Genomic DNA, 22919 nt, shown 5'->3' on the forward strand with positions numbered 1-22919 from the left:
GCGTCCCCCTAGCGGGCGGGGGAGTGCCGGAGCAGTGCTCCGAGCCAGGTGGCGGCGTGCGTCCGGGCCGAGGCCGTCGCGGCGAACCGCGCGGCGTGGGCGTGGATCTCGGATCGTTCGTAGACCTGACGGCCCAGCAGGAGGGCTGCCTCCTCGCGGTGGTGCCTGGCGCAGAAGGCTCGGACCTCTGCTGCCTCGAACAGGTCCCACGACGACATCAGGTTGGACAGGCGGCCCGCGTGGACGAAGGCGGCGGCGGGCGCCAGGTCGTCGAAGAACGCCCAGCGGTCGGAGAGGTCCACGGCCGCTCCGCGGCAGACCCGGGACGTGGCGGTCTCCATGGCTCCGGGCAGCGTGGGCTGGTCGACGACGGCCGTGTACTCGCCGTCTGCCGTCGCGTGGGTGTCAGCGGTGTGGGGGGAGCGCTCGCCGTACTGCCGGCAGATCGACGTTGCGATCCCCTCGAGCACGGAGCTGGTGGTGCTGGGTGGCATATCGGTCCTTCACCTGGTCTTGCCCGGATCTGTTGGTGGGCATACGGGAAAGTATCCATGCAGAGGCATGGAATTCCGGTTGTCATTCACCCTGTGTGCGGAGCGATATGGGGGGTGCTTCGCCTGGGTGGTTCGGCGGATGTGCTGGCGATCAGTCGTTGGCCCTGGGGGCCATACGGTCATTCTGTCAAAAAAGGGTCGAATTCGCCCGGCGTACGCCCCGGCCGGCGACGGGGTCCATCTGTACATCGTGTTGTAACCGTGGTTACATCCATCCATGACCGGTGAATGGGTGCTGCTGAGCTACCGGCTGCCGCGGGAACCGTCGTCGCCGCGGGTGGCGTTGTGGCGTCGGCTCAAGCGGCTCGGCGTCGCGCAGATCTCCGACGGGCTGGTCGCGCTGCCCGCCGATGCCCGCACCCGTGAACAGCTGGAGTGGGCGGCCGACGAGGTGGTGGAGCACGGCGGCACGGCCAGTGTCTGGCTCGCCAGACCGGCGTCGGCCGCGCAGGAGCGTGAGCTGGCGACCGCCATGGCGGCGGACCGGGCCGCTGAGTACCTGGGGCTGGCGACGGCCGCCCGTGAGGCGCTGGCCCAGCGGCTCACGGAGCGGCGCAAGGTGCTCGCCAAGCTGCGCAAGACCTTCCGCGAGGTGTCCCGGAGGGACTTCTTCTCGCCGGACGAACGGGAGCGGGCGTTCGCGGCGCTGCGCGAGCTCGCGGAGCAGCCGCAGGCCGATGCCGACGGGCTGCTCGCGGCGACGGCGCCGACCGCGGCACCGGGTGAGCGGGGTGCGCGATGAGGTGGGCGACACGCGCCGGGGTGCACATCGATCGCGCGGCCTCCGCCTGGCTGATCCGCCGGTTCGTCGACCCGGACGCCGAGTTCGTGTTCGTGGGGGACCCCGCTGACGTGCCTGACGACGCCACGCCGTTCGACATGCGGGGCGTCGAGCTCGGGCACCACGGCGACCGGTGCAGCTTCGAGACGATCCTCGTGCGGTACGAGCTCACGGACCCGGTCCTGACCCGGATCGGCCAGATCGTGCACGAGGCAGACCTGGACGACGCGAAGTACGACGCGCCGGAGGCACCCGGTCTCGACGTCGTGCTGCGCGGGCTGTCCATGACAGGCGACGACGAGCACACCCTCGGAGTCTCCGGCCCGCTCTTCGACGGGCTCTACGAGTTCTTCCGGCGCTCGTACCTGCTCGGCCGGGAGCCCGCCTGATGACCGACCTGATGCCGACGACCGGATACCCAGGACCAGATGCTCATGACCAGGAGTGACATGACCGACGACGACACCGGCGCGACCTCTGCGGCCGCGTCGCCACCGCGAGACCTGATCCCCTTCCGGACCGCGGTGCGCGCCTGGTTCGCCATCTCGTGGCAGACCTTCGGCGGCCCGGCCGGGCAGATCGCCGTCATGCAGCGCACCCTCGTGGACGAGAAGCGGTGGATCGGGCAGGGCCGGTTCCTGCACGCGCTCAACTACTGCATGCTCCTGCCCGGACCCGAGGCGCAGCAGCTCGCCGTCTACACGGGCTGGCTGCTCAACGGCTGGCGCGGGGGCCTGGTCGCGGGCGGCCTGTTCGTGCTGCCGGGGATGCTCGCGCTGCTGCTCCTGTCGGCGATCTACGTCGCCTTCGGCGAGACCACCGTGGTCTCGGCGGTGTTCGCCGGCCTCGCGCCGGCCGTCCTGGCCATCGTGGTCCAGGCGGTGCTCCGGGTGGGCAAGCGGGCCCTGACCAGCCCTGCGCTCGTGGTCCTCGCGATCGCGGCCTTCGTGGCGCTCACCTTCTTCGCGGTGCCGTTCCCGCTCGTCGTGCTCGGCGCCGGTGTGATCGGGTGGCTGGTGCACCGCTACGCACCGGCCTGGATCGCCACCAAGCCGCGCAGCGACCAGGCCGACGGTCCCGCCCCGCTCATCCCCGACGACGCCCTGCACACCGAGAAGCCGTCCGGGCGCCGGGCGCTGCGCGTCCTGGTGCTGGGCCTCCTGGCCTGGTCGCTCCCTGTGCTCGCGGTCGCGCTGCTGACGGGGGTCGACAGCGTGTTCACCCAGCAGGGGCTGTTCTTCTCGGGCAGCGCCCTGGTGACGTTCGGCGGCGCCTACGCGGTGCTGGCCTACGTCGCGCAGCAGGCGGTGCAGACCTACGCGTGGGTCACGCCCGGCGAGATGACGCGCGGCCTGGCGCTGGCCGAGACCACGCCCGGGCCGCTGATCATGGTCGTGCAGTTCGTCGCGTTCCTCGGCGCCTACCGCAACCCCGGCGACCTCGACCCGTGGGCGGCGGCCGTGCTGGGCGCGCTCCTGACGACCTGGGTCACCTTCGTGCCGTCGTTCCTCTTCATCTTCCTCGGCGCGCCCTATGTCGAGCGGCTCCGGGGCAACCGGACGCTGAGCTCCGCCCTCACGGCCATCACGGCGGCGGTCGTGGGCGTCATCGCCAACCTCGCCCTCTACTTCACCACGCACACGCTCTTCGCCACCTCGAACCCCTGGACCGCCGGTCCGCTGTCGTTCGACGTCCCCGACCTCACCACGATCCAGCCGGCCGCACTGGGCATCGCCGTCGTCGCGGCGCTGCTGCTGTTCGTGGTGCGCTGGTCGGTGCTGCGGACGCTGGGTGTGTGTGCCCTGCTCGGTCTCGCGCTCGGCCTCGCCGGCCTGCTCTGACGTCGGTGTGCGCCGTCGCGCTCGCGGGACTCCGGAGCCGCCGGACAAAGCGCAGAAGTCGCCCCACGGCCCGGCAGGAACCCCTGGCCCGTGCAAATGTGGGTTGACGCCGACGTCGGTGTCGCAGCCACAACGGAGGGCAGCCGCATGAGTCTTACCGACATCCACGCCGAGCACACGACCGCCGAGCACCAGCACGGCGAGAGCTGCGGGCATGTGGCGGTACAGCACGAGGGACACGTCGACTTCCTGCACGGTACGCACCGCCATGCGCTGCACGGCGACCACTACGACGAGCACGAGTCGGTCGCCGAGCACACGGCGACCGAGCACGCGCACGGCCCGGACTGCGGGCACGAGGCGGCTCCGCACGAGGACCACACGGACTACGTCCACGACGGGCACAAGCACGCCGTCCACGGGGACCACTACGACGAGCACTGATCCGGGCGGGCACGTCCTCCTGCGGCTTCGGTCGCTCGTACGGCAGGAGGACGTGATCTTCCCCGTCACCTGAGATCCGTGTTCGGCTTTTCCTTGTCACCGTCGGTGCTGGAGGCGCACAGTGGGGCGCCGTCACCACCAGCCGTGGGGCCGGCGTCAGCCCCCGGTGAGAACCAAGGTGACGGAGCGCGATGCGCGAGCTGGATACGTCGGACGCGGTGCGGGACTGCCTGGCACCCCTCAGACCTGTGCACGCGGAGCTCTACGACCGCGCCGTCGGCTACGTGCTCGACGGCGCCGCGCCGCACGTGCTGCACACGCTCGCGACCCAGCGGCCGCTCGACGTCGCGCTGGTCGCGCGGCCGGACGCCGTCGCCGCCGAGGAGCGGCTCGACGCGGTTGCCGCCGCGCACCCCGGCTGGACCCAGGACGGCGCACAGGCCGCGCGCCGCGCGGTCTACCGGACGGCTCCGGCTCCGGTGCTCGCCCGGTTCGGACGGCTGCTGACCAGCGTGTCCCAGGACGACGGCGCCGACGTCACCGAACGGTTCGTCCGCCTCGTCGACGACGTCGGCCGGCTCACCGCGGGCGCCCGAGGGTGCCGGGGGAGCGAAGACGTCGAGGAGACGCTCGCCCGCTGGACGCCCGAGCTCATGTCCGAGGTGGTCCGCGAGTACGGGCTGCCCGACGACGCGGCGGTCGCCGTCGTGCTCCAGGTGCTGCTGCGCCGCGACCGGACGAGCGATCAGCGCCGCCGCCTGGTCCTGACCCCGGCGGTCGATGCGTTCCTGGTGCGGCACGCGGGCATCCTGGCGCGTGTGGTGACCGCGCTCGACGCGGCGGGCAAACGGTCCTTCCTCGACCTCGCCGGGCGGAACCTGGAGGCGCACGCCGGGCTCGTCGCCACCCTGGCGGTCGACAAGGCCCCGGAGGTCCGCGCGAACGCGACAGACCTGATCGGACGGCTGGCCGACGACGCGCAGGTCCGTGCGCTGGCCCCCCACCTCACCGTCGCGGACCCGGACCGGCTCGGCGCGGTCATCGCCCACCTGGCCGCCGTCGACGGCGGCGTCGCGGCTCTGGGGGACGCGCTGGCCAGGATGGCCTCGGGGAGGCTCGACGACGAGCGGGAGCAGCTGCTGCGGCGCGCGCTCGACGGTGAGCCGAACCCCTGATCCAGCCGCTGGCCGCCACCCCACCCCGTTGGTCGAGCCTGTCGAGACCCGGCCGCCGAGACGACGAGCCCGCAAGCGGTTCAGCCCATGCCGCCCAGCAGCGTGGCGGGCAGGCCGGGGACGGTGAACCCGCTCGTGTCCCGCTTGCCGTGGTCCGAGCTCCGGCCGTTGCCCTTTCCGATGCCGCCACGGTTCCCGTGGCCCTGGCCGTTCCCGCGCTCGTCGTCGTGACCGTTGCCGCGTCCGTTGCCCTGTCCCTGTCCCTTCCCCTGGCCGTTGCCGCGCCCGTTGCCGTTCCCTGGACCCTGGTCGTTGTACTTGGCGGGGCCCCGGCCATTGGGGTTGCTGGGATTGCCGGGCGGCCCGCCGGGATCGACAGCCGGCGGCGGGGTCGGCCTCGGCGGCTTGGGCTCAGGTTCGGGTTTCGGCTCAGGAGCCGGTGCCGGAGCGGCGGGCTTGTCGGCGGGCGCCCGTGGCGCGGGTCGGTCCACGGCCGGCTCGATGTCCGGAGCGGACGGCGGGACGTCCGCCGGCTCCGGCTCGGCCGCCTTCCGCTCGGGATCCGGCGCCGGGACGGCGTCCTCCTTGGGCGTGGTGGCCGGGCGCGGCGCAGGGTCTGCGGGCGGGATGGTCGGGGGGCGCTCCTGTGCGGGTGGCTCCGGCGGACCCGGGAGACTGGGCGGCCCGGCCTCCTCGACGGCCTGGACCGGAGGTTCGTCGCCCTGGTTGGCGATCAGCGCCGCCGCACCCGCCCCGACCGCCAGGACGGCGAGAACTCCGGCGGCTACTGCGGTCTCTTTCCTCCCGAACGAACGCGGCTGTGCACCGCTCGCACCGGCGGTGCCACCGGTACCGACCGCGCCGGTGCCGATCGCGCCCACGCCGATCGCGCCGGTGCCGACCGCTCCGGTGGCCCAGCCGCCTGCGACGAGGTGTTGTCCGAGGTCGCGGAGCATCCAGGACACCTCGCGGACGTCGACGAACGCCCGCGTGCACTCGGGGCAGCCGTCCATGTGGACCTCGAGGCGCTGCTGCCGGCGGGGCAGGAGGCGTCCCTTGAGGTAGTCGTGCATGGCGGCGCGGGTGGTGCGGCACTCGGGTTCGTTGACGCCCTGGGCGTGGGCTGCGGCGAAGGCGCCGGCGAGGCGTTCTTCGGCGCGGCGTAGCCGCATGGTCACGGCGTGGGGCCGTACGCCGAGGTGGGTGGCGATGTCGGCGACCGCGCGGTCGTGGACGTGGCGTTCGAGCAGGAGCTGCCGGTCGTCGTCGGCGAGGTCTGAGAGTGCGGTGCGGAGCATGGTGACGTCGGCGTGGCGTTCGGCGTCGAGCTCGGCTCCGGCGATGGGTGGTGTGAGGCGGTCGAGGGTGTCGTCCTCGACGGGGTGGGCGCGTCCGGCCTCGCGGGTCATGCTGATGGCTTCGTTGACCGCCGCGCGTCGCCAGTACGGTGCGGGGTCCTCGATGGTGGTGCCGGTGGACACGATCCGGACCATCTTTTCCAGGGCCCGGCTGGCGGCTTCTTCGGCGTCGATGCCGGGCACGCGCGCGGCGACCGAGCGTACGACGTTGGGCCGATGCACCACCCAGTCGACCCGGAGGTCACCAGTGGCGGTCACGCGACGCTCCCCACGTAAAGCTGCTCGTCATTGAAAGGCCCGGAAAGGTCCGGAACAGGTCGGGTCGGCGGCGTCCGCCCAACACCACCGGCTCAAGCATACGGAAACGCCGTTCCGCGCTTGTGATCTCGAAGATTGGAAGGCTGCGGCAACCCGTGGTATCACCCCCAAAGGCTTGCGGGCGATGCTCGGCCTGTGAATCCATGGCGGCATGAAGTCACTTCCTGTTCCCGGAGATCAGGCCATCTGGTCAGTGGGCGACCTGGCCGTGCGGTTCGGCCTTGAGACACACGTGCTGCGCCACTGGGAGGCGATGGGCCTGCTGAGCCCGGCCCGCGACGGCGCCGGCCGGCGCCGCTACGGCTCCGACGACGCCTTCCGTGTCGCCACGATCATCCGCAGCAAGGCCGCGGGCATGAGCCTGGAGCAGATCCGCGTGATGCTCGACGGCGGCGCGTACGACCGCCACGTGATCCTCGAGGAACACATCGCCGACCTCGGGCGGCGGATGGCCGACATGGAGCGGTCCCGCGAGATGACACGCCATGCCCTCGAGTGCCGCGCGCACGACATCACCTCGTGCCCCAACTTCCGTGCGCACGTCCAGGACATCGTCGACGGAAGGGCCGGCTACCGACAGTCCCTTGCCGAACCCCTGCGCCGAGCCCGCTGAGCGCGTTCCGGTAAGGCCCGCCGCCAGCATGCGGAGAGAGCATCCTGCATTCCTCTCCGTTCGTGGTGCACGGCACGACTGGGCCCGGGGACCCAGTCGTTCTGGGCGCACAGTTGGGCCGCCGGGCCGTCGTGACCTGCGGGTCCGCTCTCTAGGTTGGGCGAGTGACCAGTGCCGAGCCCCGGAGCCGCCGTAGCACCGCGTCGCCGCGTGCCGGCCGGCCGCGCCCGGCCGGCAGCGCCCGCCCGCCGCACCCCGACCGCGAGGCCGGGCAGGCCATGCCCGAGTACATCGCGGTCGTCGGGTTCCTCCTCGTGCTCGTCGCGCTCCTGTTCGTCGCGGTGGCGCCTGTCGCGGCCGACGTCCGTGACCAGCTCGTGTGCGCGGTGAACTCGGTGGGCGAGGAACCGGGCACGGTCACCTGCGCCAGCGCGACCGGTGACCCCGGGGGCGAGGAGTCGCAGGGGGACGGCTACGGCCCGCCGTCGGGCGACTGCAAGAACGACGTGACCTTCGACCTCGTGGACAACCCCGCGGCGGCGGAGGACACCGAGGTCGTGCAGATCAACTGTGTCTGGTATCCCAACCCGAAGAACTGCATGGAGGAGCACCAGCCCGCGGGACACCAGGACCGGCCGCGCGCGGACCGCGTCTACCTGGAGGAGGAGATCCAGGACTTCGCGGACTGCGTGATCAACGGCTGGGGGCCCCCGAAGGACGACCCGAACGACCCGAGCTGCGTCAACACGATGCCGACCAGCGGGGAGTTCGACGAGGACGCGCCGCCAAAGGTGCAGGTGGGCTGCCGCGAGCTGCCGGTGCCCAAGGGCTGCGAGAAGGAGTGGAAGGCCTACGAGGACGCGGCTCCCGGCAAGGACCGTGCGGCCCGCTCTGGCGAGCTGGCCAACTGCGTCACCACGAAGTACACCAGCATGGAGCCGCCGTGCGTGATCGAGGCCACGGGGCATGTCGAGAGCGAGAACGTCCAGTTCCTGTTCTTCCGCTGGGGCAACAGCAACGGCACGCTGATCGAGAAGCTGGGTGACGGCCGCATCCGTATCCACATCCTGACCGGCGTCGAGATGGGGGCCGGAGTCAGCGGGAGCGACGTGGGCGGCACGCCCGTGGCGTTCGACATCGCCGGTATCACGGGCTACTCGAAGGACAAGACCTACGAGTTCACCGACATGCGCAAGGCGCAGGACTGGATCGACTGGTACAAGAAGTACGACGAGGTCAACGGCAAGCAGGAGAGCTGCTCCGGCGCCATGCAGCAGTGGGCCGGCGGCTGCGGCAGGAACCCCTATGTCGAGCAGGCCGAGGAGCTGCGGGGTCAGGAGCCCGAGCACCACGAGCTGGCCGAGGCCGACAGCGACATCAAGAAGGTCAAGCTCAAGGGCGGCCTGAAGTGGGGCCCGCAGACCGGCGCCATCGCACTGAAGGGCACGGTCGAGGGCGGCTACGAGGGTGAGGTCCAGGTCGAGGACCGCCGGTGGTCCGACGGCAGCCGGCAGGCGACCTACACGTCGTCGGACATCGGCGGGTTCCTGATCGGTGCCGAGCTGTCGGGCAAGCAGCCGTTCACCAAGAACAGCAACGGCGCGGTCAAGGGCAAGGGACAGCTCGGCGCCGAGTGGAAGGGCACCACCAGCACCTCGGTGGTGTGGAACAAGGACGGCAAGCTGTCCCGCCTCATCATCGCCATGGACGACCAGGTGATGAAGACGCTCTACAAGGCGGGCATCGACGTCGACGTCGTGCTGCCGTACGGCTTCAAGGTCACCGGTGGGTACAGCTCGCAAGGCGAGGAGGGCACGCTCTCCAGGCGCGAGCTGATCATCGACTTCGAGCAGTACCCGGAGCTGCGGGACACGCTCGGCCCCAAGATCGACCAGATCTTCCCCCGCGACCGCGAGGGCAACCTCATCAAGGGTGACGTCGAGATCAACGGGGAGGACGGGGAGGGCGGCGAGCTGTACGAGGCCGCCGAGGACTACGCCAACGTCCGCGAGCTGAAGTACGACATGGACCGGGTCACCGGGAGCGGCGGGTTCGGTCTCAAGTGGGAGGGCCTTGACCTGTTCAAGGTCGAGTTCACGACGGTCGACGACACCCGCACGCTGTCGGAGTCGTCGTTCGAGGTGACCGACGTGGACGGCAACAGGCAGACCACGTCGCCCGCCCCGCAGTGCCGGGCCAAGGACTTCAAGATGCCCGACGGCTACTACAGCAACGACTACTCCGACCCACCCACCAGCCGCGTCGACTCCCGGCACGACCTCGGTGCGCAGTACGTGGACAACGAGTCGCCGATGTACACCGAGGGCACCTACCCCGGCACGAACTACAGCGGCGACGTGCCCGGCGACCGGGCCGACCGGGTCCGCTCCCTGGTGGACGAGTACTCCAAGGCCTTTCCCGACAAGAACATCCTGGTCGTCAAGGACTTCGAGAACTTCTCCTTCAGCAACCTGTTCGGGTTCGTGCACCTGGCCACCGTCGACGGCATGGACGTGATCGCCCTGAACTCCGGCACGGTCAAGAACAAGGGGGACGGCGGTTGGATCAACTGGGGCTTCACCGGCATCTACGACTACGACCCCGAGACCAAGGTCGTGAAGTTCAAGCAGCGGTGAGGCCGAGGGTCAGGCGGCTGTCCGGCCGCAGCCCCCAGCGGGCGAAGCTCCCGGCCGGGGCCTCGAGCACCTGGGTGACGCCGCGGCGCGGCCGGGTCATGCCCCAGGGGCGGAGCACCTGCGTGTGCAGCACCCGCAGATCGGCGGAGAGCAGTGCGACATCGAGCGGCACACGCATCCACGCGCCATGCACCGAGGTGCACGGCCGCAGCAGCAGCGCGTCGGGCAGCGCGCCGCGGAACAGCAGCCCGCGCGCCCTGGTGAGCACCGTGTCGGCGACCTCGACATTGACGACGGCGCCACCGTCCACCACGAGCCGGACCTGCTTCACCAGTGCGCTCCCGTCGTCGAGCGTCGTGCTCCGTACCGCGGACCGCGCGACCTGTGCGGCACTGAGGAGAGGCTCGCGCATGTCGGTGAACACCCCACGAACTCTTGTCAAAATGACAACCAATAAGGGGGATATGTCCCAATTGAATGTGAGGATGTCAACGTCTGCGGGGGCGGCACTGGTGGAGCACTTGACGAGGGGAAAGCCGTGCAGGTGATCGCGATCGGCGCGCCCGACGGCGTGCACCCGGCGGTCCATCGGGTCGGACGCACGCTGGACGAGGTGCTCACCGCGGTGGCCGGCCTGCTCGCTGACGACGTGGTGGTCGCCACCCGCGACGACGACGCCCGCGACGTCGCCCGGTCGGCCCGACTGGTCCTCGGACCCGAGCGGATCGGCCTGCTGCACGTGGACGCCCCGGTCACCGCGTGGGCCGTGCTGCTGGCCGGTATCTCGACCGAGGGGCTCACGGCGTCGGCCGCGCAGGCGGTGGCCACCGAGGTGCTCGCCCGGACGGCCACCCGGGTGCTCCTCTCCAGCGTCGCCGGCCTGGACCGGCCCGCGCCCACTTTCCGCCAGCACGCGGGCAGCTACCTGCCGCGGACGGCGTTCGTGGTCGACCCCGTCCTGGGCACCGTGGGCCGGTTCGGCGGACGTCTCGGGCTCCCGGACGGCGGCGACCTGCTCGTCGTGGCCCGCTCCGCCCGGCCCGTGGTGCCCGCCGATGGTGGCGACCTGCTCCACCGAGGCCCTGACACAACGTTGAACGGCGCCCTGCCGGGCTGGCCCGCGGCGCGCTGGTTCGAGGCCTCGACCGTCGTCGGAGCCCTGAGCTCGGCGGTCGCCGCGGCCGTGTCCGCCTCGTACCGCTGGGGCGCCTGCGACGTCTGCGGGCGGGCCGTCGCAGGGGCCTGCATCTTCTGCGGCGTCACGGAGCGGCGGGCCCGGCTCCCGCGCGCGGATCTTCTCCGTCCCGACCAGCCCGGTCCGGCCGTGCTCGACAGCCAACCCGACAACCTGGGAGTGATCAGTTGAACCCGCGCCAGCGCCGTGGAGTGTTCTTCCTCGTCGTCACCTCGATGCTCGCCGTCGCCGTGTTCGTCGGCGTCCTCTACTACGTGCGCACCGTGAGCACGCAGGTGGGACCCATGGTGACCGTGCTCCAGCTCAACCGGTCGGTGGATGCCCTGGAGCCCGTCGACGAGTCGATGCTGGACCTGGTCAGCGTCCCGGAGCGCTGGGCACCCGACACAGCGGTGCGGGACGTGGCGGACACCGCCGACCTCGTCGCGGCCACCGCCTACGAGGAGGGCTCGATGCTGCAGGCAGGAATGCTGGTCGAGCGGCCGGGTGTGCAGCCGGGGTTCCGCGAGGTCGCCATCCTCGTGGACGCCGAGACGGGCGTGGCGGGCAAGGTCGAGCCCGGTGACCACGTCGACATCATCGCCACCATGGGCGGCAGCGGGGACGTGCGGCCGGTCTCCCGGGTGTGGGTCTCGAACGTGCTGGTCCTCGAGGTCGGCCTCCCGCGGACCGTCGATGATCCTGACGACCTGTCCACCACGACCAGCGGCCTGCCGGTGACGTTCGCGCTGAGCACCCAGGACGCGCTGACCCTCGCCTACGTCGAGTCCTTCTCCGTCAAGCTGCGCCTCGCCCTGCGCGGCGCGGGCGACGAGGACCTGCTGCCGGCCGAGCAGCGGGTCTATGACGGCACGATCCCCGAGGGACGGGACTGACCATGGTGACCAAGGTGCTGCTGGCGACGCCGTCGCACGAGGTCCGGGACCATCTGGGCCACGTGTTCGCCGAGTCCGACGGATTCGAGCTCGCTGCCGCGGTGTCCGACGGTGCCGGGGTGCTGACGGCGCTCGACCGGCAGCCGGACATCGGGATCGTCGTCGTCGACGAGGCGGCCGACGACGGGCATGGGCACGCGGTGGCCCGCACCGTCGGCCTGACCAGTCCGCTCACCGGCATCGTGATGGTCGTCGACGCCCACAGCCCGGCCGAGATGAGCCAGGCCATGGCCCTGGCGATGGAGGTCGGGGCACGGTCGGTGATCGCGCGGAACGCGGGCCTCGAGGAGGTGCTGACCCGGCTGGAGGCGGTGGCGTCGTGGTCGGCGACGGCCCGCGCCTCGATCGCCGCGGAGCGCAACGGCGGCCGCAGCGGCCAGGTGGTGGCCGTGGCCGGGGCGAAGGGCGGCGTCGGGACGTCCGTGCTGGCACTGCTGCTCGCCCGGGCGGGGCGGGCCAGGGACACCATCCTCGTCGACCTGGACCTCGGGGCGGGCGACCTGACCGCGTACACGGGAGTGCGCACCCGCCGGTCGGTGGTCGACCTCGCCGCCGTCGAGGGTGAGGTCACCGGGCGCATGCTCCGCGAGACCACGTACGAGGTGCCGGGCGGCGTCCGCCTGCTCCCGGCCCCGAGCGAGGGGGAGCGCGGCGAGGAGATGACGCCGGGCGCGGTCCGGTCGGTGGTGAACGCCCTCCGGTTCGAGTCCGGCCTGGCCGTGATCGACGTGGGCGCGCACCTCGACGAGCCGCGTGCCACGGCGCTGGAGTTCGCGGACCGCGTGCTCCTGGTCACCACTCCGGACCTCCCGGCCCTGCGCGCCGCCCGGCGCACCCTGGCGCAGTGGGACCGGCTGGCGGTCAGACGGCCCGCGACGGTCGAGCTGGTGCTCAACCGTCGCACGTCACGCGACGAGGTGACGCCGGCGCTGGTGGAACGGATAGTGGAGCGCCCGGTCGCGTTCACGGTGCCGGACGGCGGGGCAGCGTTCTCCGGGGCCGTCAACACCGCCACGCTGCTGGAGACGCCCACCGCCGTGCACGCGGCCGTCGCCAAGGCCGGCGTCGCCGCGCTCCGGCGGGACGCCGGGGCCGCGCACGAGAGCACACCGGACGGGCCGACCGAGGTGGAGTCGCTGGTCGCCGGGTCGGTGCGGAGGGCAGGCGGGGCAGAAGGTGCCGGGCGGAGGCGAACGCGCCGCCGGCGGCCGGGCCGCTCGGACCCCGAGGCGGGCCAGTCCACGGTCGAGCTGCCCGTGGTCATCCTCATGGTGCTCATGCTGCTGGTGCTGTGCGTCCAGGGCATCGGGTGGGCCTCCGGCCTGCTGGCGGCGCGCGCCGCCGCGCAGGAGGGGGCACGCACGGTCGGCGTCCTCGGGTACTACGACGCGGGGGGCATACGCCGGGACGACGTGGTCGAGCAGGTCCGCGACGACGTGCGGGAACGGCTGCCGGACGCGCTGCGGGCGACGGTCAGTGACTCGGACATCGAGGTCCTGGCCGACACGGTGAGCGTGCGGGTGACCGTCTCGACGCTCGTCCCGGGCGTGGACCTGTCCGCGTCGTCGTCGGCCGCCGTCTACCGGGAGGGCTGATGGGGCCCCGCCGCGAGCACGGACGGCGCCGCGTGCACGGACCGGCATGCGAACGTGGACAGGCGAGCGTCGAGCTCGTCGGCATCGTGTTCACGATCGTGCTCGTGGCGCTCCTGTCGATCCAGGGCATCACCGTGGCGCAGACGGCGTCGATCGCGCAGGAGGCAGCCCGCAACGGCGCCCGCGCCCTGAGCCTGGGCCAGGACTGGCAGGCGGTGGTGGAGCGCACCGTCCCCGAGGGGCTCGACCTGCGAGAGGTGGACCCAATCGTCGTCGACGGCGCCGCGCGCGTACGCGTGACCGTCGCGGCCCCGCTGGGGCTCGCCGGGATGGAGCTCGTCGACGTCTCGCTGACCAGGACCGCTGTGTTCCCGATCGAGGACTGAGGACCGACATGGCGCTACGTGACCGGCTCGCCGCCGACGAACGGCACGGCGAGGACCACGACCTCGCGAAGATGTACCGCGAGCGGCTGCTCGAGGAGATCGACGTCGACGAGCTCGCCCGGCTCTCGCCGTCCCAGCGGCGGGTGCGGCTCGAGCGGGTGCTGTCCCGGATCCTGTCCGTGGACGGACCGGTGCTGTCGGCACGCGAGCGCAGCGCGCTGGTGCAGCGGATCACCGACGACGCGCTCGGGCTCGGCGTGCTGGAGCCGCTGCTGGCTGACGAGTCCATCACCGAGATCATGGTGAACGGCCCGCACGACGTGTTCATCGAGCGGTACGGGAAGGTGGAGCGGGTGCCCGCCCGGTTCGCGTCGGTGGAGCAGCTCTACCAGACCATCGACCGGATCGTGTCGCAGGTGAACCGCCGCGTGGACGAGTCCTCGCCCATGGTGGACGCGCGTCTGCCCAGCGGCGAGCGCGTGAACGTGATCATCCCGCCGCTGGCGCTGGACGGGCCCACGCTGACGATCCGCCGGTTCCCGACGCCGTTCCGGATGGGCGAGCTCGTGGACCGCGGCACCCTGGACCTGAGCACGGCGAGCCTGCTGGGCGCGTGCGTGCGGGCGCGGCTGAACATCGTCGTCTCGGGTGGCACGGGCTCGGGAAAGACGACGTTCCTGAACGCGCTGTCCGGCCTGATCCCGGAGCACGAGCGGATCGTCACGATCGAGGACGCCGCTGAGCTGTCCCTGCAGCAGGGGCACGTGGTGCGGCTGGAGTCGCGTCCGGCGAACGTGGAGGGGCGGGGCGCCGTCGCCATCCGCGACCTGGTGCGCAACGCCCTGCGTATGCGGCCCGACCGGATCATCGTGGGCGAGGTCCGCGGCGGCGAGACCCTGGACATGCTGCAGGCGATGAACACCGGCCACGACGGCTCGGTGGCCACCGTGCACGCCAACACCGCGCGCGATGCGCTCGGCCGGCTGGAGACGCTCGCCTCGATGAGCGAGCTCGACCTGCCGGCCGCGACGCTGCGCGACCAGATCAACTCGGCGATCGACCTGGTGGTGCACCTGGAGCGGGCGCAGGACGGCTCCCGCCGCGTGATCGAGGTGCAGGCGGTCACCTCGCAGCGGCGCGAGGAGTACGCGCTGACGCCGCTGATGCGGTTCGTCGCGGACCCGATCGGTCCCGACCGCACGGTGAGCGGCGAGTTCGTCCGCTCCGCAGCTCCGCGGGAGCTGGTGGAGCGGCTGCAGCGCGCCGGCGAGACGCTGCCCCAGGCGGTCGAGCCCGCGGTGCCCTCGGTGGCCGGGCCTGTCGAGACCTCCGGCGGTGCCCGGTGACCGTCCTGTTCATCGCCCTGGGCCTGCTGGTCACGCTCCTGATGGCGGCCGCGACGGTGGCCACGCTCGTCAGCAACGCCGAGACCGAGCGGCGCATGGTCGAGACCGCCGACCTGGACCGGCTCGCCGGCGTCTCCGTGTTCGCCCGCCTCGACGAGCGGCTGACCCGGGCCCGGTGGGGCCAGCGCCTGGTGGCGCTGCTTGCCGGGGCGGGCCTGCCGACGTGGTCGCCGTCGCTGTTCCTCACCGCCGCGTGCGCCGGGGCGGTCGTGGCGGGCCTGATCGTCCTGCCGCTGTTCGGCTGGGCGACGGCGGGGCTCGCGGTGGTGCTCGTCGCCGTCGGCGCCCGGCGCTGGCTGGACCGGCGGCGCGACCAGCGCGTGGACCGGTTCGTGGCGCAGCTCCCGGAGCTGGCCCGGCTGCTGGCGAACGGTGCGTCGGCCGGGCTGGCCGTACGCCGGTCGCTCGAGATGGCGGCGCAGGAGATGACCGAGCCCGCGGCGTCCGAGGTGGCGCAGGTCGGTGCCGAGATGGCGGTCGGCCGCTCGATGGGGGACGCCCTCGCGAGCCTGAGCGAGCGGCTGCCGTCCCGGGAGCTGTCGGTGCTCGTGCAGACGCTCACGATCCAGGGACGCTCGGGCGGCGAGCTGGTGACCGCCCTGGCGGGGATCGGGCAGACGCTGGAGGAGCGGCGGCGGCTGCGGCGCGAGGTGGTGACCGCCACGATGGGCGCGCAGTTCTCCGGGTACACGGTGATCTTCCTGGCGTTCGGGGCAGTGGCGCTGATGAACGCGTTCAGCCCTGGCGTCGTGGACGTGATGATCACCAACCTGGCGGGCCAGGTGGTGCTGCTCGTGGCGACCGGGCTCTTCGTCGTCGGGTACCTGCTCGTCCGTCGTCTGGCGAAGGTGGAGGTGTGACGTGCCGGAGCTCCTGATCGCGGTGGCCGCCGCCCTGCTGGCGGTGTTCGGGATGGCCTCGGGCCGGCTGCTGACCAGCACCGGGCTGGAGGACGTCGAGGCCGAGTACGCGCCGGACGCGGAACCGAGGCAGCGCGGCTTCGTCGTCGTGCTGGACCGTGTCGGGGCGCCCCTGCTCGCGCCGGCCGTGCGGCTGCACGGGCGGCAGCGCCTGCAGCGGCTCGACACCGCGATCCGCCGGGCGGGCCGGCCGGAGGGCGTGACGCTGACGATGTTCGTGCGCCGCGAGGCGGCGCTCGTCCTGTTCGGCCTGCTGTTCGGGCTGTTCTTCACGCTCCAGGGGCTGTGGCTGGTCGGCGCGCCGCTGGCGGTGGCGCTGGGCGGCTGGATGAGGCTGTGGCTGGTCATGGAGGCGAACCGGCGCCGGCGGCAGATCGACGCCGAGCTGCCCGACTTCCTGGACGTGCTGAGCGTGACGGTGACCGCCGGCCTGGGCTTCCGGCAGGCCCTCGAGCGGGTGTGCGACCTGCACGGTGGCGCCCTGGCCGCCGAGATGCGCACCGCGCTGCAGGAGATGAACGTGGGCGCGTCCCGGCGGCAGACCTTCGTGGCCCTGCGCGAGCGCAACCGGTCCGCCACCGTCGGCACGTTCGTGACGGCGCTGCTGCAGGCCGAGGAACTCGGGGTGCCGCTGGCGGACGCGCTCACGGACATCGCCTCCGACGTGCGCCGCGAGCACGCGGAGACCGTGCGCCAGCGCGCGGCCCGGGCCGCGCCGATGGTCTCGCTGGCCGTGACGATGACCATCCTGCCCGGGGCGCTGATCCTGATGGTGTCGGCCGTGCTCATCGCGAACGCGGGGGTCCTCGGTGACCTTTTCTGACCGGCTGAGCCCGCCGCACGCGATGGACGCGCTGACCCAGCGTGCCATCGGCCCCGCGGTGCGGCTGCTGTGCCAGATCCGGCTCGTGATCCTGGCGTTCGCCCTGGTGCTGGCCCTGCTCGACGGCGCGGGCTGGCTCGGTGTGTTCCTCGTGCTGCTCGCCGCCCCCTTCTCGTTCGTGCCCGCGCTGAACTGGGAGAGCCGCGGCCGCGTCTACGCCCGCAACGGGATCCTGCTGGCGGCGGACACCGCAGTTGCCGTCGTGGCCCTGCTGTCGCTGGCCGGTTCGCCGTTGATGGCGGTCTACGCCGCGGCGACCGCCGCGCTCTGGGGCCTCTTCGCCGGCCTGTGGCTGGCGCTGGTGATGGCCGCGCCCCTGTGCCTCTACCAGCTCACTGCGTACGACGACGGCTGGCGCGGGGTGGTCACCGGCGGCGCCGGTGCGGGCCTCACCATCATCATGGCCTGGACCGGGACCCAGCTCGGGCGGCGGATGCGACGTCAGGCGATCCTGTCCGCAGAACTGGCGACAGCACGCGCGGACCAGGCGGCCCTGGCCGAACGGCTGCGCCTGGCCCGCGACCTGCACGACACGGTCGCGGGCGACCTCGCCGGGCTCGCCCTGACCGCGCACGGGCTGGCCGACCGGCTGGGCCGGGAGGGCGCCGCGCCGGGCACCGTCGAGGTGGCTCGCGGGCTCAGCGGCGCCGTCCGGACCGTGCACGAGCACACCCGGCGGGCGCTCGGCGAGCTGCGCGACGACCACGACGGCGTGGCCGGGCTCCTGACCGAGATCGCCCGCCGCTGGACGGGACGGACCGGGATCCCGGCGGCGGTCGACGTCGGCCCCGGGGTGGACGGCGCGGCCGCCGAGCGCCGCGTGAGCCACGTCCGTGCGCTGGTGACCGAGCTGTTGGAGAACGTGCGCAAGCACGCGGACGCCTCGCGCGTCGAGATCGCCGTGACCGCGGCGGACGGCGTGGTGGAGCTCGTGGTCGCCGACGACGGGGTGGGGCTCGGCACCGGGGCGTCCGGCGGCGGCCGGTACGGGATGCGCGGCGTCCGCGAACGGGCGGAGCTGTGCGGCGGCGACGCCACCTGGGCGCCTGGGCCGGACGGCGGGACCGTCGTCCGCGTCGTGCTGCCCAGGGAACCCGCCGGCGTGGGTCCCCGGCCCGTGGCGGAGGTGGTCTGATGCGCATCCTCGCCGTGGACGACAACCCGATCATCCGGATGGGCCTGCGGACGCTGCTGGACGGCGCGCCCGGGGTCACGTCGGTGCTCGACACGGGCGACCCCGACGAGGCAGTGGCGCACGTGCACGCCGGCCGGGTCGACGTCGTGCTGCTGGACGTGCGGATGCCGCGGACGAGCGGGCTGGAGCTGCTGCCCCGGCTCGCCGGCGCGACCGTCGTGATGCTGACGCACACCGACGACCCTGTGACGGTGTCCGAGGCGCTCGCCGCGGGGGCTGCGGGGTACCTCGTGCACGGCGCGCTGGAGCCCGAGGCGATGGTGGACGCGATCCGGCTGTGCCGGAACGGGAGCCAGGTGGTCTCCGGGGTGGCGCCCGCACCGGCCGCCCCCGCCCAGGGCCCGGCCGTGCGGGACCTGCTGTCCCGGCGGGAGGCCGAGGTGATGGACCTGGTCGCCGACGGCCTGTCGAACGGAGAGGTCGCGGCCCGCCTGTTCATCTCCCAGAAGACCGTGAAGAACCACGTGAACAGCCTGTTCGCCAAGCTTGGTGTCACCACGCGGAGCCAGGCCATCGTGCGCTGGCTCCAGCGGGACCCGGACACGGGTAGTGCCGTGGGCCCAGGAAGAACGGGCCCCCGGGTGGGGCCGCGCACCCTGGGCGCGCGACCCGCCGCTCCGTAACTTTGCTGGCATGGCCGCGGTCCCGGACCCGCGGTCGGCAACCTGAAGACCCTACGTGGAGGACACCATGAACACGCTGACCGAGAAGGCAGTCGCCGCACAGGTGACGCTCAAGGCCTACGCCGCGCGCGTGGCGCGGCAGGCGCGCGACGACGAGCGCGGACAGGGCTCCGTGGAGTACGTCGGCATCATCCTGGTCGTCGTGGCGATCGTCGGCGCCGTCGTGGCCGGCGCCACGCCCGTCGGCACCGCGATCCTGACCCAGCTCACGACCGCCGTGAACAACATCGGTGGCGGCGCCCCCGCCCCCTGATCCACCCGAGACAACGGAGGTGTCGATGCGCCGGGCCCTGGTCACACTGCTCGCCGTCGGTCTGGTGAGCCTGTCGGCAGGTTGCGGGCTCCTCGGCACGGACGGGCCCGGCCCGGTCGTCGAGTCCTCGCCCGGCGCATCGGCGTCGCCCACCTCGCCCGGAGGCTCCCCGCCTCCGGGCGAGGTCGTGTCCGTCGACCGGGAGTGGCACGGCGCACGCGTGCGCTTCGACGTGCGTCCCGTCGAGGCCGACGGCGAGCTGGCGGTCCTGCGGTACGAGTTCGGCGCGACGGCGGCCGACCCGTCGGACCCGCCCTCGTTCTCGACCGTCGTGCTCAACCTGGGCGGGCTCGGCAGCGCGGGCACCGACGGCAGGGGCGTCCGCCTCGTCGACACAGGTGCAGGCCTCGTCCACCCCGTGGCGTACGCACCCGGCGGGTCCCCGGCGGCCGCGATCGAGTGGGTGGAGGACGGCGCCCTGACGGGTACTGCCGTCGCCGTCTTCGCGGCTCCTGGGAGTGACGCGGTGGACGTGCTGCTTCCCGGCTTCGGCGCAGTGACGGTACCCGTCGTCCCCGCGGGAGACGGCTTCCAGGACGCCGTCGACCAGGTGGGCGGCGTCGGCGAGGCCGAGACCAAGAAGCTCCGCGCTTTCACCCGTGCCTACGACGCCGGGTCCGCGACGTCCGCCGAGGACGACGACGTCACCGTCACGCTGGCCTCGGACGTGCTCTTCGACTCCGACCAGCACGTGCTCTCGCGGCAGGCACGCGGCGTGGTGGACCGCGCCGCGACATCCATCCGGGAGCAGGCGGACGACGGCGACGTACACGTGGTGGGACACACCGACGACGTCGACACCGACGCCTACAACCAGACGCTGTCGGAACGGCGCGCCGAGTCCGTCGCTCAGCGGCTGCGCGCGAGGCTCGGCGACGGCTTCGTGGTGACCGAGGAGGGACGGGGCGAGGACGAGCCGGTCGCCGAGGGCACGAGCCCCGCAGCCCGCGCCACGAACCGCCGCGTCGAGATCGAGTTCCAGGGCCACCTCGTCGTGGAGGCGGGCCATGGGACCGACGTGCCGGACGCCGACGTGCCGACGGCGGAGAACGGCGCCGTCACCATCGCCACGAGCGGCGGCGAGTACACGGTCGCGGTCGAGTCGATGGTGCGCCGGCCCGGCGCGATCGTCGGCACGCTCGTCGCCGAGCGCACCGAGGGCTCGACCATCGATGTCGCGTGGTTCCTGCCCTCCTACCTGGAGCAGATCGGCGACAGAAGGTTCGGGGTCCTGGGCGACCTCGCCGGCCCGCACAACCTCTCGCTGCTCGGCGCGCAGGAGCGGGTGCTGCCGTTCGACTACGTCGAGGAGGAGCGGTCCGGCGGGTTCGTGCTGCGCCGGCTGCTCGGCGACGAGGAGATCAAGCCGCTGGACCATGGCGGGTCGACGACGATCACCGTCGTCTGGCCCGACACCGGCCAGGACGCAGTGACCGTCGATGCCCCGGACCGGTTCCGGATCACCGACGTGCCGGTGACCACCTCGCCCACGGGAGACTGACCATGGCACGCACCACGCCGGAGGACCGCGAGCGCGGATCCATGCACGTCATGACCATCCCCGTCGCCGTCGGCATGCTGACGGTCGCGGTGCTGGTCATCACCATGGTGGGCTCGGCGACGAACGACCGCCGCGAGGCCGGCACCGCCGCCGACGCCGCTGCGCTCGCCGCCACCCAGGAGTGGGACGAGCACCTGGGCCTGCTGCACGGCCTGCACCTCGGAGTCTCGGAGCCCGAGGCGTTCTGGGAGCTCGCCGAGGAGGCCCTGCTGGGCCCGGAGCTCGAGGAGGAGATGCGCGAGGCGGCCGAGGCGTACGCGGAGAACAACGGCGCCGAGCTGGTCGGGCCGCCCCACATCGACCCGGCGCGGCTCACGGTGACCGTCGAGGTGCGGCACATGGACGCGGTCCCGGGTACCGACCTCCGCTCGACGGCGTCCGCGACCGCGGGCATCACGCTGCGCGGCGGTCTGTGCGTGGACGGCGACGGCCTGGGCTGGCTGATCGACGGGCTGTGCTTGACGGAGCCGGAGGACGACGGGGAGGAAGAGCCGGACGGCGACGAGGAAGAGCCGGACGAGGGCGACGACGAGGAGGACTGGACCCCGCCGGAGGTGGAGGGTTACTCCAGCGCCGTGGTGCTCGTGGGCTGAGCCGCATCGGCATGCGCACGGCGAATCCCTTGGGCAGAGACACTGACGACGCGCTCAGGGGCTTCCCTGGCTTGTCCCTGGAACCTCCCGAGAACCCTTGGTTCGCAGGTCAGCGCCGTGAAATAACCTCCACATGAAGACACCCAGACTTGTCCCGTCCGCACTCGTCGCGACGGCCCTCGTGGCCTGCACGGCGGTCGTCGCACCCAGCGCGGCGGCCAGCTCGGCGGTGGCCGGCCCGACGTCGGCCACCGCGCCGTCGTCTGACGAAACCCCGGCCCTCTCCCTGCCCGCACCGACCGGGCAGTACCCCGTCGGCATGACGCCGGTCCACCTCGTCGACGAGGACCGCGCCGACCCGTGGCGGCCCGAGCGGCGCCGAGAGCTCATGGTGTCCGTCTGGTACCCGGCGGTGCCGTACGGCGAGCCCACGCCGTACACGACGGAGGCGGTCTCGGCGGCGATCGTCGCGAGCGCGAACCTGCCGGTGCCCTCGGACATCCTGACGACCGTCGAAACCCACTCCTACGACCGGGCCCCGGCGCTGCCGGGCCGACGCCCGCTCGTCGTGCTGTCGCCGGGCGCCGGTCTCAGCCGGGAGTCGCTGAGCTCGCTCGCCGAGGACCTCGCGTCCCGCGGGTACGTCGTGGCCGGCGTCGACCACACGTACGAGGCCCGTGCCATCGAGTTCCCCGACGGCACGGTCGCCCCCTGCCTGCTCTGCGAGCGGGAGAACAGCGCGGAGGTCGGCGCGTGGGTCACGCGTGGTCGCGCCCTCGACATCGACTTCGTCCTGGACGAGCTGACGCACGGCCGGCTCTGGCGGCACGGACCGGTCGTCGACGCGCGGCACATCGCCGTCGTCGGCCACTCGATCGGTGGCGCGGCCGCCGCGGCGGCGATCGTCGACGACCGGCGCGTGGACGCCGGGGTCAACATGGACGGCACCTTCCAGGTGGACTTTCCCGGGTCCGGGATGGACCGGCCCTTCCTCATGCTGGGCAGCGCCTCGCACGAGCCGGGCGCCAGCGACGGGACGGACTGGCCGGACAACCGGGCTCGCCTGGGCGCTACGGGCCTGTGGCTGCAGGTCCCGACGGCCAACCACGGGTCGTTCACCGACCAGCTGATGTTCCTCGACCAGCTCGGCGTGCCGGGGCCGGGCGGGTTCGTCGGTGGTGAGCGCGGCGTCGAGATCACCAACGCCTACGTCGGCGCGTTCCTGGACCGCCACCTGCGAGGCCGGGCCGCACCGCTGCTGGACGGCCCGGTGGTCGAGTACCCGGAGGTGGAGTTCCGGGACGTGTAATGACCGCGGTGATCAGCGCGGCCCCACGAGGTTCGACGAGCTGGTCCGCATCGCGGGCGGACGCCGACGGCGGTCGAGCCGGCGACCTGATCGTGCGCCGGTAGCTCGGGGGGACGTCACGTCGGCGGGGTGTGTTGCTGCGAGTAGAACGGCCACTTCATCGATGGTGATGAACGAGTTGAGCTCGGACTGCGTGCGCGCGCGGCGCAGCAGCGCTTCGGCGTA

The 22919-nt window shown here is 72.6% G+C and carries 24 protein-coding genes; 20 read left to right on the forward strand and 4 right to left on the reverse strand.

The window, feature by feature from the left end:
• Nucleotides 1-8: 8 nt before the first annotated feature.
• Entirely contained in the window at nt 9-494 is a 486-nt protein-coding gene (locus tag AB0I32_RS23930; RefSeq protein WP_357510604.1) for a hypothetical protein, read from the reverse strand.
• Between the two features lie 277 nt (nt 495-771).
• On the opposite strand from AB0I32_RS23930, the gene AB0I32_RS23935 reads away from it, so the two are divergent.
• The 5 genes from AB0I32_RS23935 to AB0I32_RS23955 all read left to right on the forward strand — a co-directional run bounded on the left by AB0I32_RS23935 (nt 772) and on the right by AB0I32_RS23955 (nt 4795).
• Nucleotides 772-1296 carry a Chromate resistance protein ChrB gene (locus tag AB0I32_RS23935; RefSeq protein WP_357510606.1) on the forward strand — a complete coding sequence of 175 codons (525 nt, stop codon included), beginning with the start codon at nt 772-774 and terminating at the stop codon, nt 1294-1296.
• Nucleotides 1293-1724: a chromate resistance protein ChrB domain-containing protein gene (locus AB0I32_RS23940; protein ID WP_357510608.1), complete on the forward strand. Its 432-nt coding sequence runs from the start codon at nt 1293-1295 to the stop codon at nt 1722-1724. The genes AB0I32_RS23935 and AB0I32_RS23940 overlap by 4 nt, the downstream gene beginning before the upstream one ends.
• A 60-nt stretch (nt 1725-1784) precedes the next feature.
• The gene (chrA, locus tag AB0I32_RS23945; protein ID WP_357510610.1) at nt 1785-3176 is read left to right on the forward strand and encodes a chromate efflux transporter; all 1392 of its coding nucleotides are present in this window, start codon (nt 1785-1787) and stop codon (nt 3174-3176) included.
• 147 nt (nt 3177-3323) lie between these two features.
• Nucleotides 3324-3620, forward strand: coding sequence for a hypothetical protein (locus tag AB0I32_RS23950; protein ID WP_357510612.1), 297 nt, complete (start codon nt 3324-3326; stop codon nt 3618-3620).
• Nucleotides 3621-3811: 191 nt separating this feature from the next.
• Nucleotides 3812-4795, forward strand: coding sequence for a hypothetical protein (locus tag AB0I32_RS23955; RefSeq protein ID WP_357510614.1), 984 nt, complete (start codon nt 3812-3814; stop codon nt 4793-4795).
• An 80-nt stretch (nt 4796-4875) separates the two neighbouring features.
• Here AB0I32_RS23955 and AB0I32_RS23960 read toward each other — a convergent pair whose 3' ends face one another.
• Nucleotides 4876-6411 (reverse strand): sigma-70 family RNA polymerase sigma factor, encoded by a 1536-nt coding sequence (locus tag AB0I32_RS23960; RefSeq protein ID WP_357510616.1) that lies wholly within the window; start codon nt 6409-6411, stop codon nt 4876-4878.
• Between the two features lie 211 nt (nt 6412-6622).
• On the opposite strand from AB0I32_RS23960, the gene AB0I32_RS23965 reads away from it, so the two are divergent.
• Nucleotides 6623-7084 carry a MerR family transcriptional regulator gene (locus tag AB0I32_RS23965; protein WP_357510618.1) on the forward strand — a complete coding sequence of 154 codons (462 nt, stop codon included), beginning with the start codon at nt 6623-6625 and terminating at the stop codon, nt 7082-7084.
• A 164-nt stretch (nt 7085-7248) separates the two neighbouring features.
• The gene (locus tag AB0I32_RS23970) at nt 7249-9720 is read left to right on the forward strand and encodes a hypothetical protein (protein WP_357510620.1); all 2472 of its coding nucleotides are present in this window, start codon (nt 7249-7251) and stop codon (nt 9718-9720) included.
• On the opposite strand, the gene AB0I32_RS23975 is transcribed toward AB0I32_RS23970, so the two are convergent.
• Nucleotides 9707-10132, reverse strand: a complete 426-nt coding sequence (locus AB0I32_RS23975) for a DUF192 domain-containing protein (RefSeq protein WP_357510622.1) — start codon at nt 10130-10132, stop codon at nt 9707-9709. The two genes, AB0I32_RS23970 and AB0I32_RS23975, sit on opposite strands and share 14 nt — an antisense overlap.
• A gap of 126 nt (nt 10133-10258) precedes the next feature.
• On the opposite strand from AB0I32_RS23975, the gene AB0I32_RS23980 reads away from it, so the two are divergent.
• The 13 genes from AB0I32_RS23980 (at nt 10259) to AB0I32_RS24040 (ending at nt 22694) form a co-directional block, all read left to right on the forward strand.
• Complete coding sequence (locus tag AB0I32_RS23980; RefSeq protein ID WP_357510624.1) at nt 10259-11086, forward strand: hypothetical protein; 828 nt, start codon at nt 10259-10261, stop codon at nt 11084-11086.
• Complete coding sequence (cpaB, locus tag AB0I32_RS23985; RefSeq protein WP_357510626.1) at nt 11083-11790, forward strand: Flp pilus assembly protein CpaB; 708 nt, start codon at nt 11083-11085, stop codon at nt 11788-11790. The genes AB0I32_RS23980 and cpaB overlap by 4 nt, the downstream gene beginning before the upstream one ends.
• Nucleotides 11791-11792: 2 nt before the next feature.
• On the forward strand, nt 11793-13445 hold the full coding sequence (locus tag AB0I32_RS23990) for a hypothetical protein (protein ID WP_357510628.1): 1653 nt from the start codon (nt 11793-11795) through the stop codon (nt 13443-13445).
• Complete coding sequence (locus AB0I32_RS23995) at nt 13445-13831, forward strand: hypothetical protein (protein ID WP_357510630.1); 387 nt, start codon at nt 13445-13447, stop codon at nt 13829-13831. The genes AB0I32_RS23990 and AB0I32_RS23995 overlap by 1 nt, the downstream gene beginning before the upstream one ends.
• An 8-nt stretch (nt 13832-13839) precedes the next feature.
• Complete coding sequence (locus tag AB0I32_RS24000) at nt 13840-15177, forward strand: CpaF family protein (RefSeq protein ID WP_357510632.1); 1338 nt, start codon at nt 13840-13842, stop codon at nt 15175-15177.
• Complete coding sequence (locus AB0I32_RS24005) at nt 15174-16097, forward strand: type II secretion system F family protein (protein ID WP_357510634.1); 924 nt, start codon at nt 15174-15176, stop codon at nt 16095-16097. The genes AB0I32_RS24000 and AB0I32_RS24005 overlap by 4 nt, the downstream gene beginning before the upstream one ends.
• 1 nt (nt 16098) lies before the next feature.
• Complete coding sequence (locus tag AB0I32_RS24010; RefSeq protein WP_357510636.1) at nt 16099-16980, forward strand: type II secretion system F family protein; 882 nt, start codon at nt 16099-16101, stop codon at nt 16978-16980.
• The gene (locus AB0I32_RS24015) at nt 16967-18175 is read left to right on the forward strand and encodes an ATP-binding protein (protein ID WP_357510638.1); all 1209 of its coding nucleotides are present in this window, start codon (nt 16967-16969) and stop codon (nt 18173-18175) included. Before AB0I32_RS24010 ends, AB0I32_RS24015 begins: the two co-directional genes overlap by 14 nt.
• Nucleotides 18175-18858: a response regulator transcription factor gene (locus tag AB0I32_RS24020; RefSeq protein ID WP_357510640.1), complete on the forward strand. Its 684-nt coding sequence runs from the start codon at nt 18175-18177 to the stop codon at nt 18856-18858. Before AB0I32_RS24015 ends, AB0I32_RS24020 begins: the two co-directional genes overlap by 1 nt.
• Nucleotides 18859-18925: 67 nt before the next feature.
• The gene (locus tag AB0I32_RS24025; RefSeq protein WP_357510642.1) at nt 18926-19171 is read left to right on the forward strand and encodes a hypothetical protein; all 246 of its coding nucleotides are present in this window, start codon (nt 18926-18928) and stop codon (nt 19169-19171) included.
• A gap of 25 nt (nt 19172-19196) precedes the next feature.
• Nucleotides 19197-20732: an OmpA family protein gene (locus AB0I32_RS24030; RefSeq protein WP_357510644.1), complete on the forward strand. Its 1536-nt coding sequence runs from the start codon at nt 19197-19199 to the stop codon at nt 20730-20732.
• Between the two features lie 2 nt (nt 20733-20734).
• The gene (locus tag AB0I32_RS24035) at nt 20735-21385 is read left to right on the forward strand and encodes a pilus assembly protein TadG-related protein (protein WP_357510646.1); all 651 of its coding nucleotides are present in this window, start codon (nt 20735-20737) and stop codon (nt 21383-21385) included.
• Nucleotides 21386-21518: 133 nt separating this feature from the next.
• Nucleotides 21519-22694, forward strand: a complete 1176-nt coding sequence (locus AB0I32_RS24040) for a hypothetical protein (RefSeq protein WP_357510648.1) — start codon at nt 21519-21521, stop codon at nt 22692-22694.
• Nucleotides 22695-22706: 12 nt separating this feature from the next.
• On the opposite strand, the gene AB0I32_RS24045 is transcribed toward AB0I32_RS24040, so the two are convergent.
• A partial coding sequence (locus tag AB0I32_RS24045) for a hypothetical protein (RefSeq protein WP_357510650.1) occupies nt 22707-22919 on the reverse strand: 213 nt, incomplete at its 5' end.

The sequence above is a fragment of the Promicromonospora sp. NPDC050249 genome (assembly GCF_040656015.1).
In the GTDB taxonomy this organism is placed as follows: Bacteria; Actinomycetota; Actinomycetes; order Actinomycetales; family Cellulomonadaceae; genus Promicromonospora.

Bases quoted from the DNA above. Each gene is read 5' to 3' on its own strand.
- AB0I32_RS23930 (WP_357510604.1), bottom strand. From the start codon at position 494: ATGCCACCCAGCACCACCAGCTCCGTGCTCGAGGGGATCGCAACGTCG.
- AB0I32_RS23935 (WP_357510606.1), top strand. From the start codon at position 772: ATGACCGGTGAATGGGTGCTGCTGAGCTACCGGCTGCCGCGGGAACCG.
- AB0I32_RS23940 (WP_357510608.1), top strand. From the start codon at position 1,293: ATGAGGTGGGCGACACGCGCCGGGGTGCACATCGATCGCGCGGCCTCC.
- chrA (WP_357510610.1), top strand. From the start codon at position 1,785: ATGACCGACGACGACACCGGCGCGACCTCTGCGGCCGCGTCGCCACCG.
- AB0I32_RS23950 (WP_357510612.1), top strand. From the start codon at position 3,324: ATGAGTCTTACCGACATCCACGCCGAGCACACGACCGCCGAGCACCAG.
- AB0I32_RS23955 (WP_357510614.1), top strand. From the start codon at position 3,812: ATGCGCGAGCTGGATACGTCGGACGCGGTGCGGGACTGCCTGGCACCC.
- AB0I32_RS23965 (WP_357510618.1), top strand. From the start codon at position 6,623: ATGAAGTCACTTCCTGTTCCCGGAGATCAGGCCATCTGGTCAGTGGGC.
- AB0I32_RS23975 (WP_357510622.1), bottom strand. From the start codon at position 10,132: ATGCGCGAGCCTCTCCTCAGTGCCGCACAGGTCGCGCGGTCCGCGGTA.
- AB0I32_RS23990 (WP_357510628.1), top strand. From the start codon at position 11,793: ATGGTGACCAAGGTGCTGCTGGCGACGCCGTCGCACGAGGTCCGGGAC.
- AB0I32_RS23995 (WP_357510630.1), top strand. From the start codon at position 13,445: ATGGGGCCCCGCCGCGAGCACGGACGGCGCCGCGTGCACGGACCGGCA.
- AB0I32_RS24000 (WP_357510632.1), top strand. From the start codon at position 13,840: ATGGCGCTACGTGACCGGCTCGCCGCCGACGAACGGCACGGCGAGGAC.
- AB0I32_RS24020 (WP_357510640.1), top strand. From the start codon at position 18,175: ATGCGCATCCTCGCCGTGGACGACAACCCGATCATCCGGATGGGCCTG.
- AB0I32_RS24025 (WP_357510642.1), top strand. From the start codon at position 18,926: ATGAACACGCTGACCGAGAAGGCAGTCGCCGCACAGGTGACGCTCAAG.
- AB0I32_RS24030 (WP_357510644.1), top strand. From the start codon at position 19,197: ATGCGCCGGGCCCTGGTCACACTGCTCGCCGTCGGTCTGGTGAGCCTG.
- AB0I32_RS24035 (WP_357510646.1), top strand. From the start codon at position 20,735: ATGGCACGCACCACGCCGGAGGACCGCGAGCGCGGATCCATGCACGTC.
- AB0I32_RS24040 (WP_357510648.1), top strand. From the start codon at position 21,519: ATGAAGACACCCAGACTTGTCCCGTCCGCACTCGTCGCGACGGCCCTC.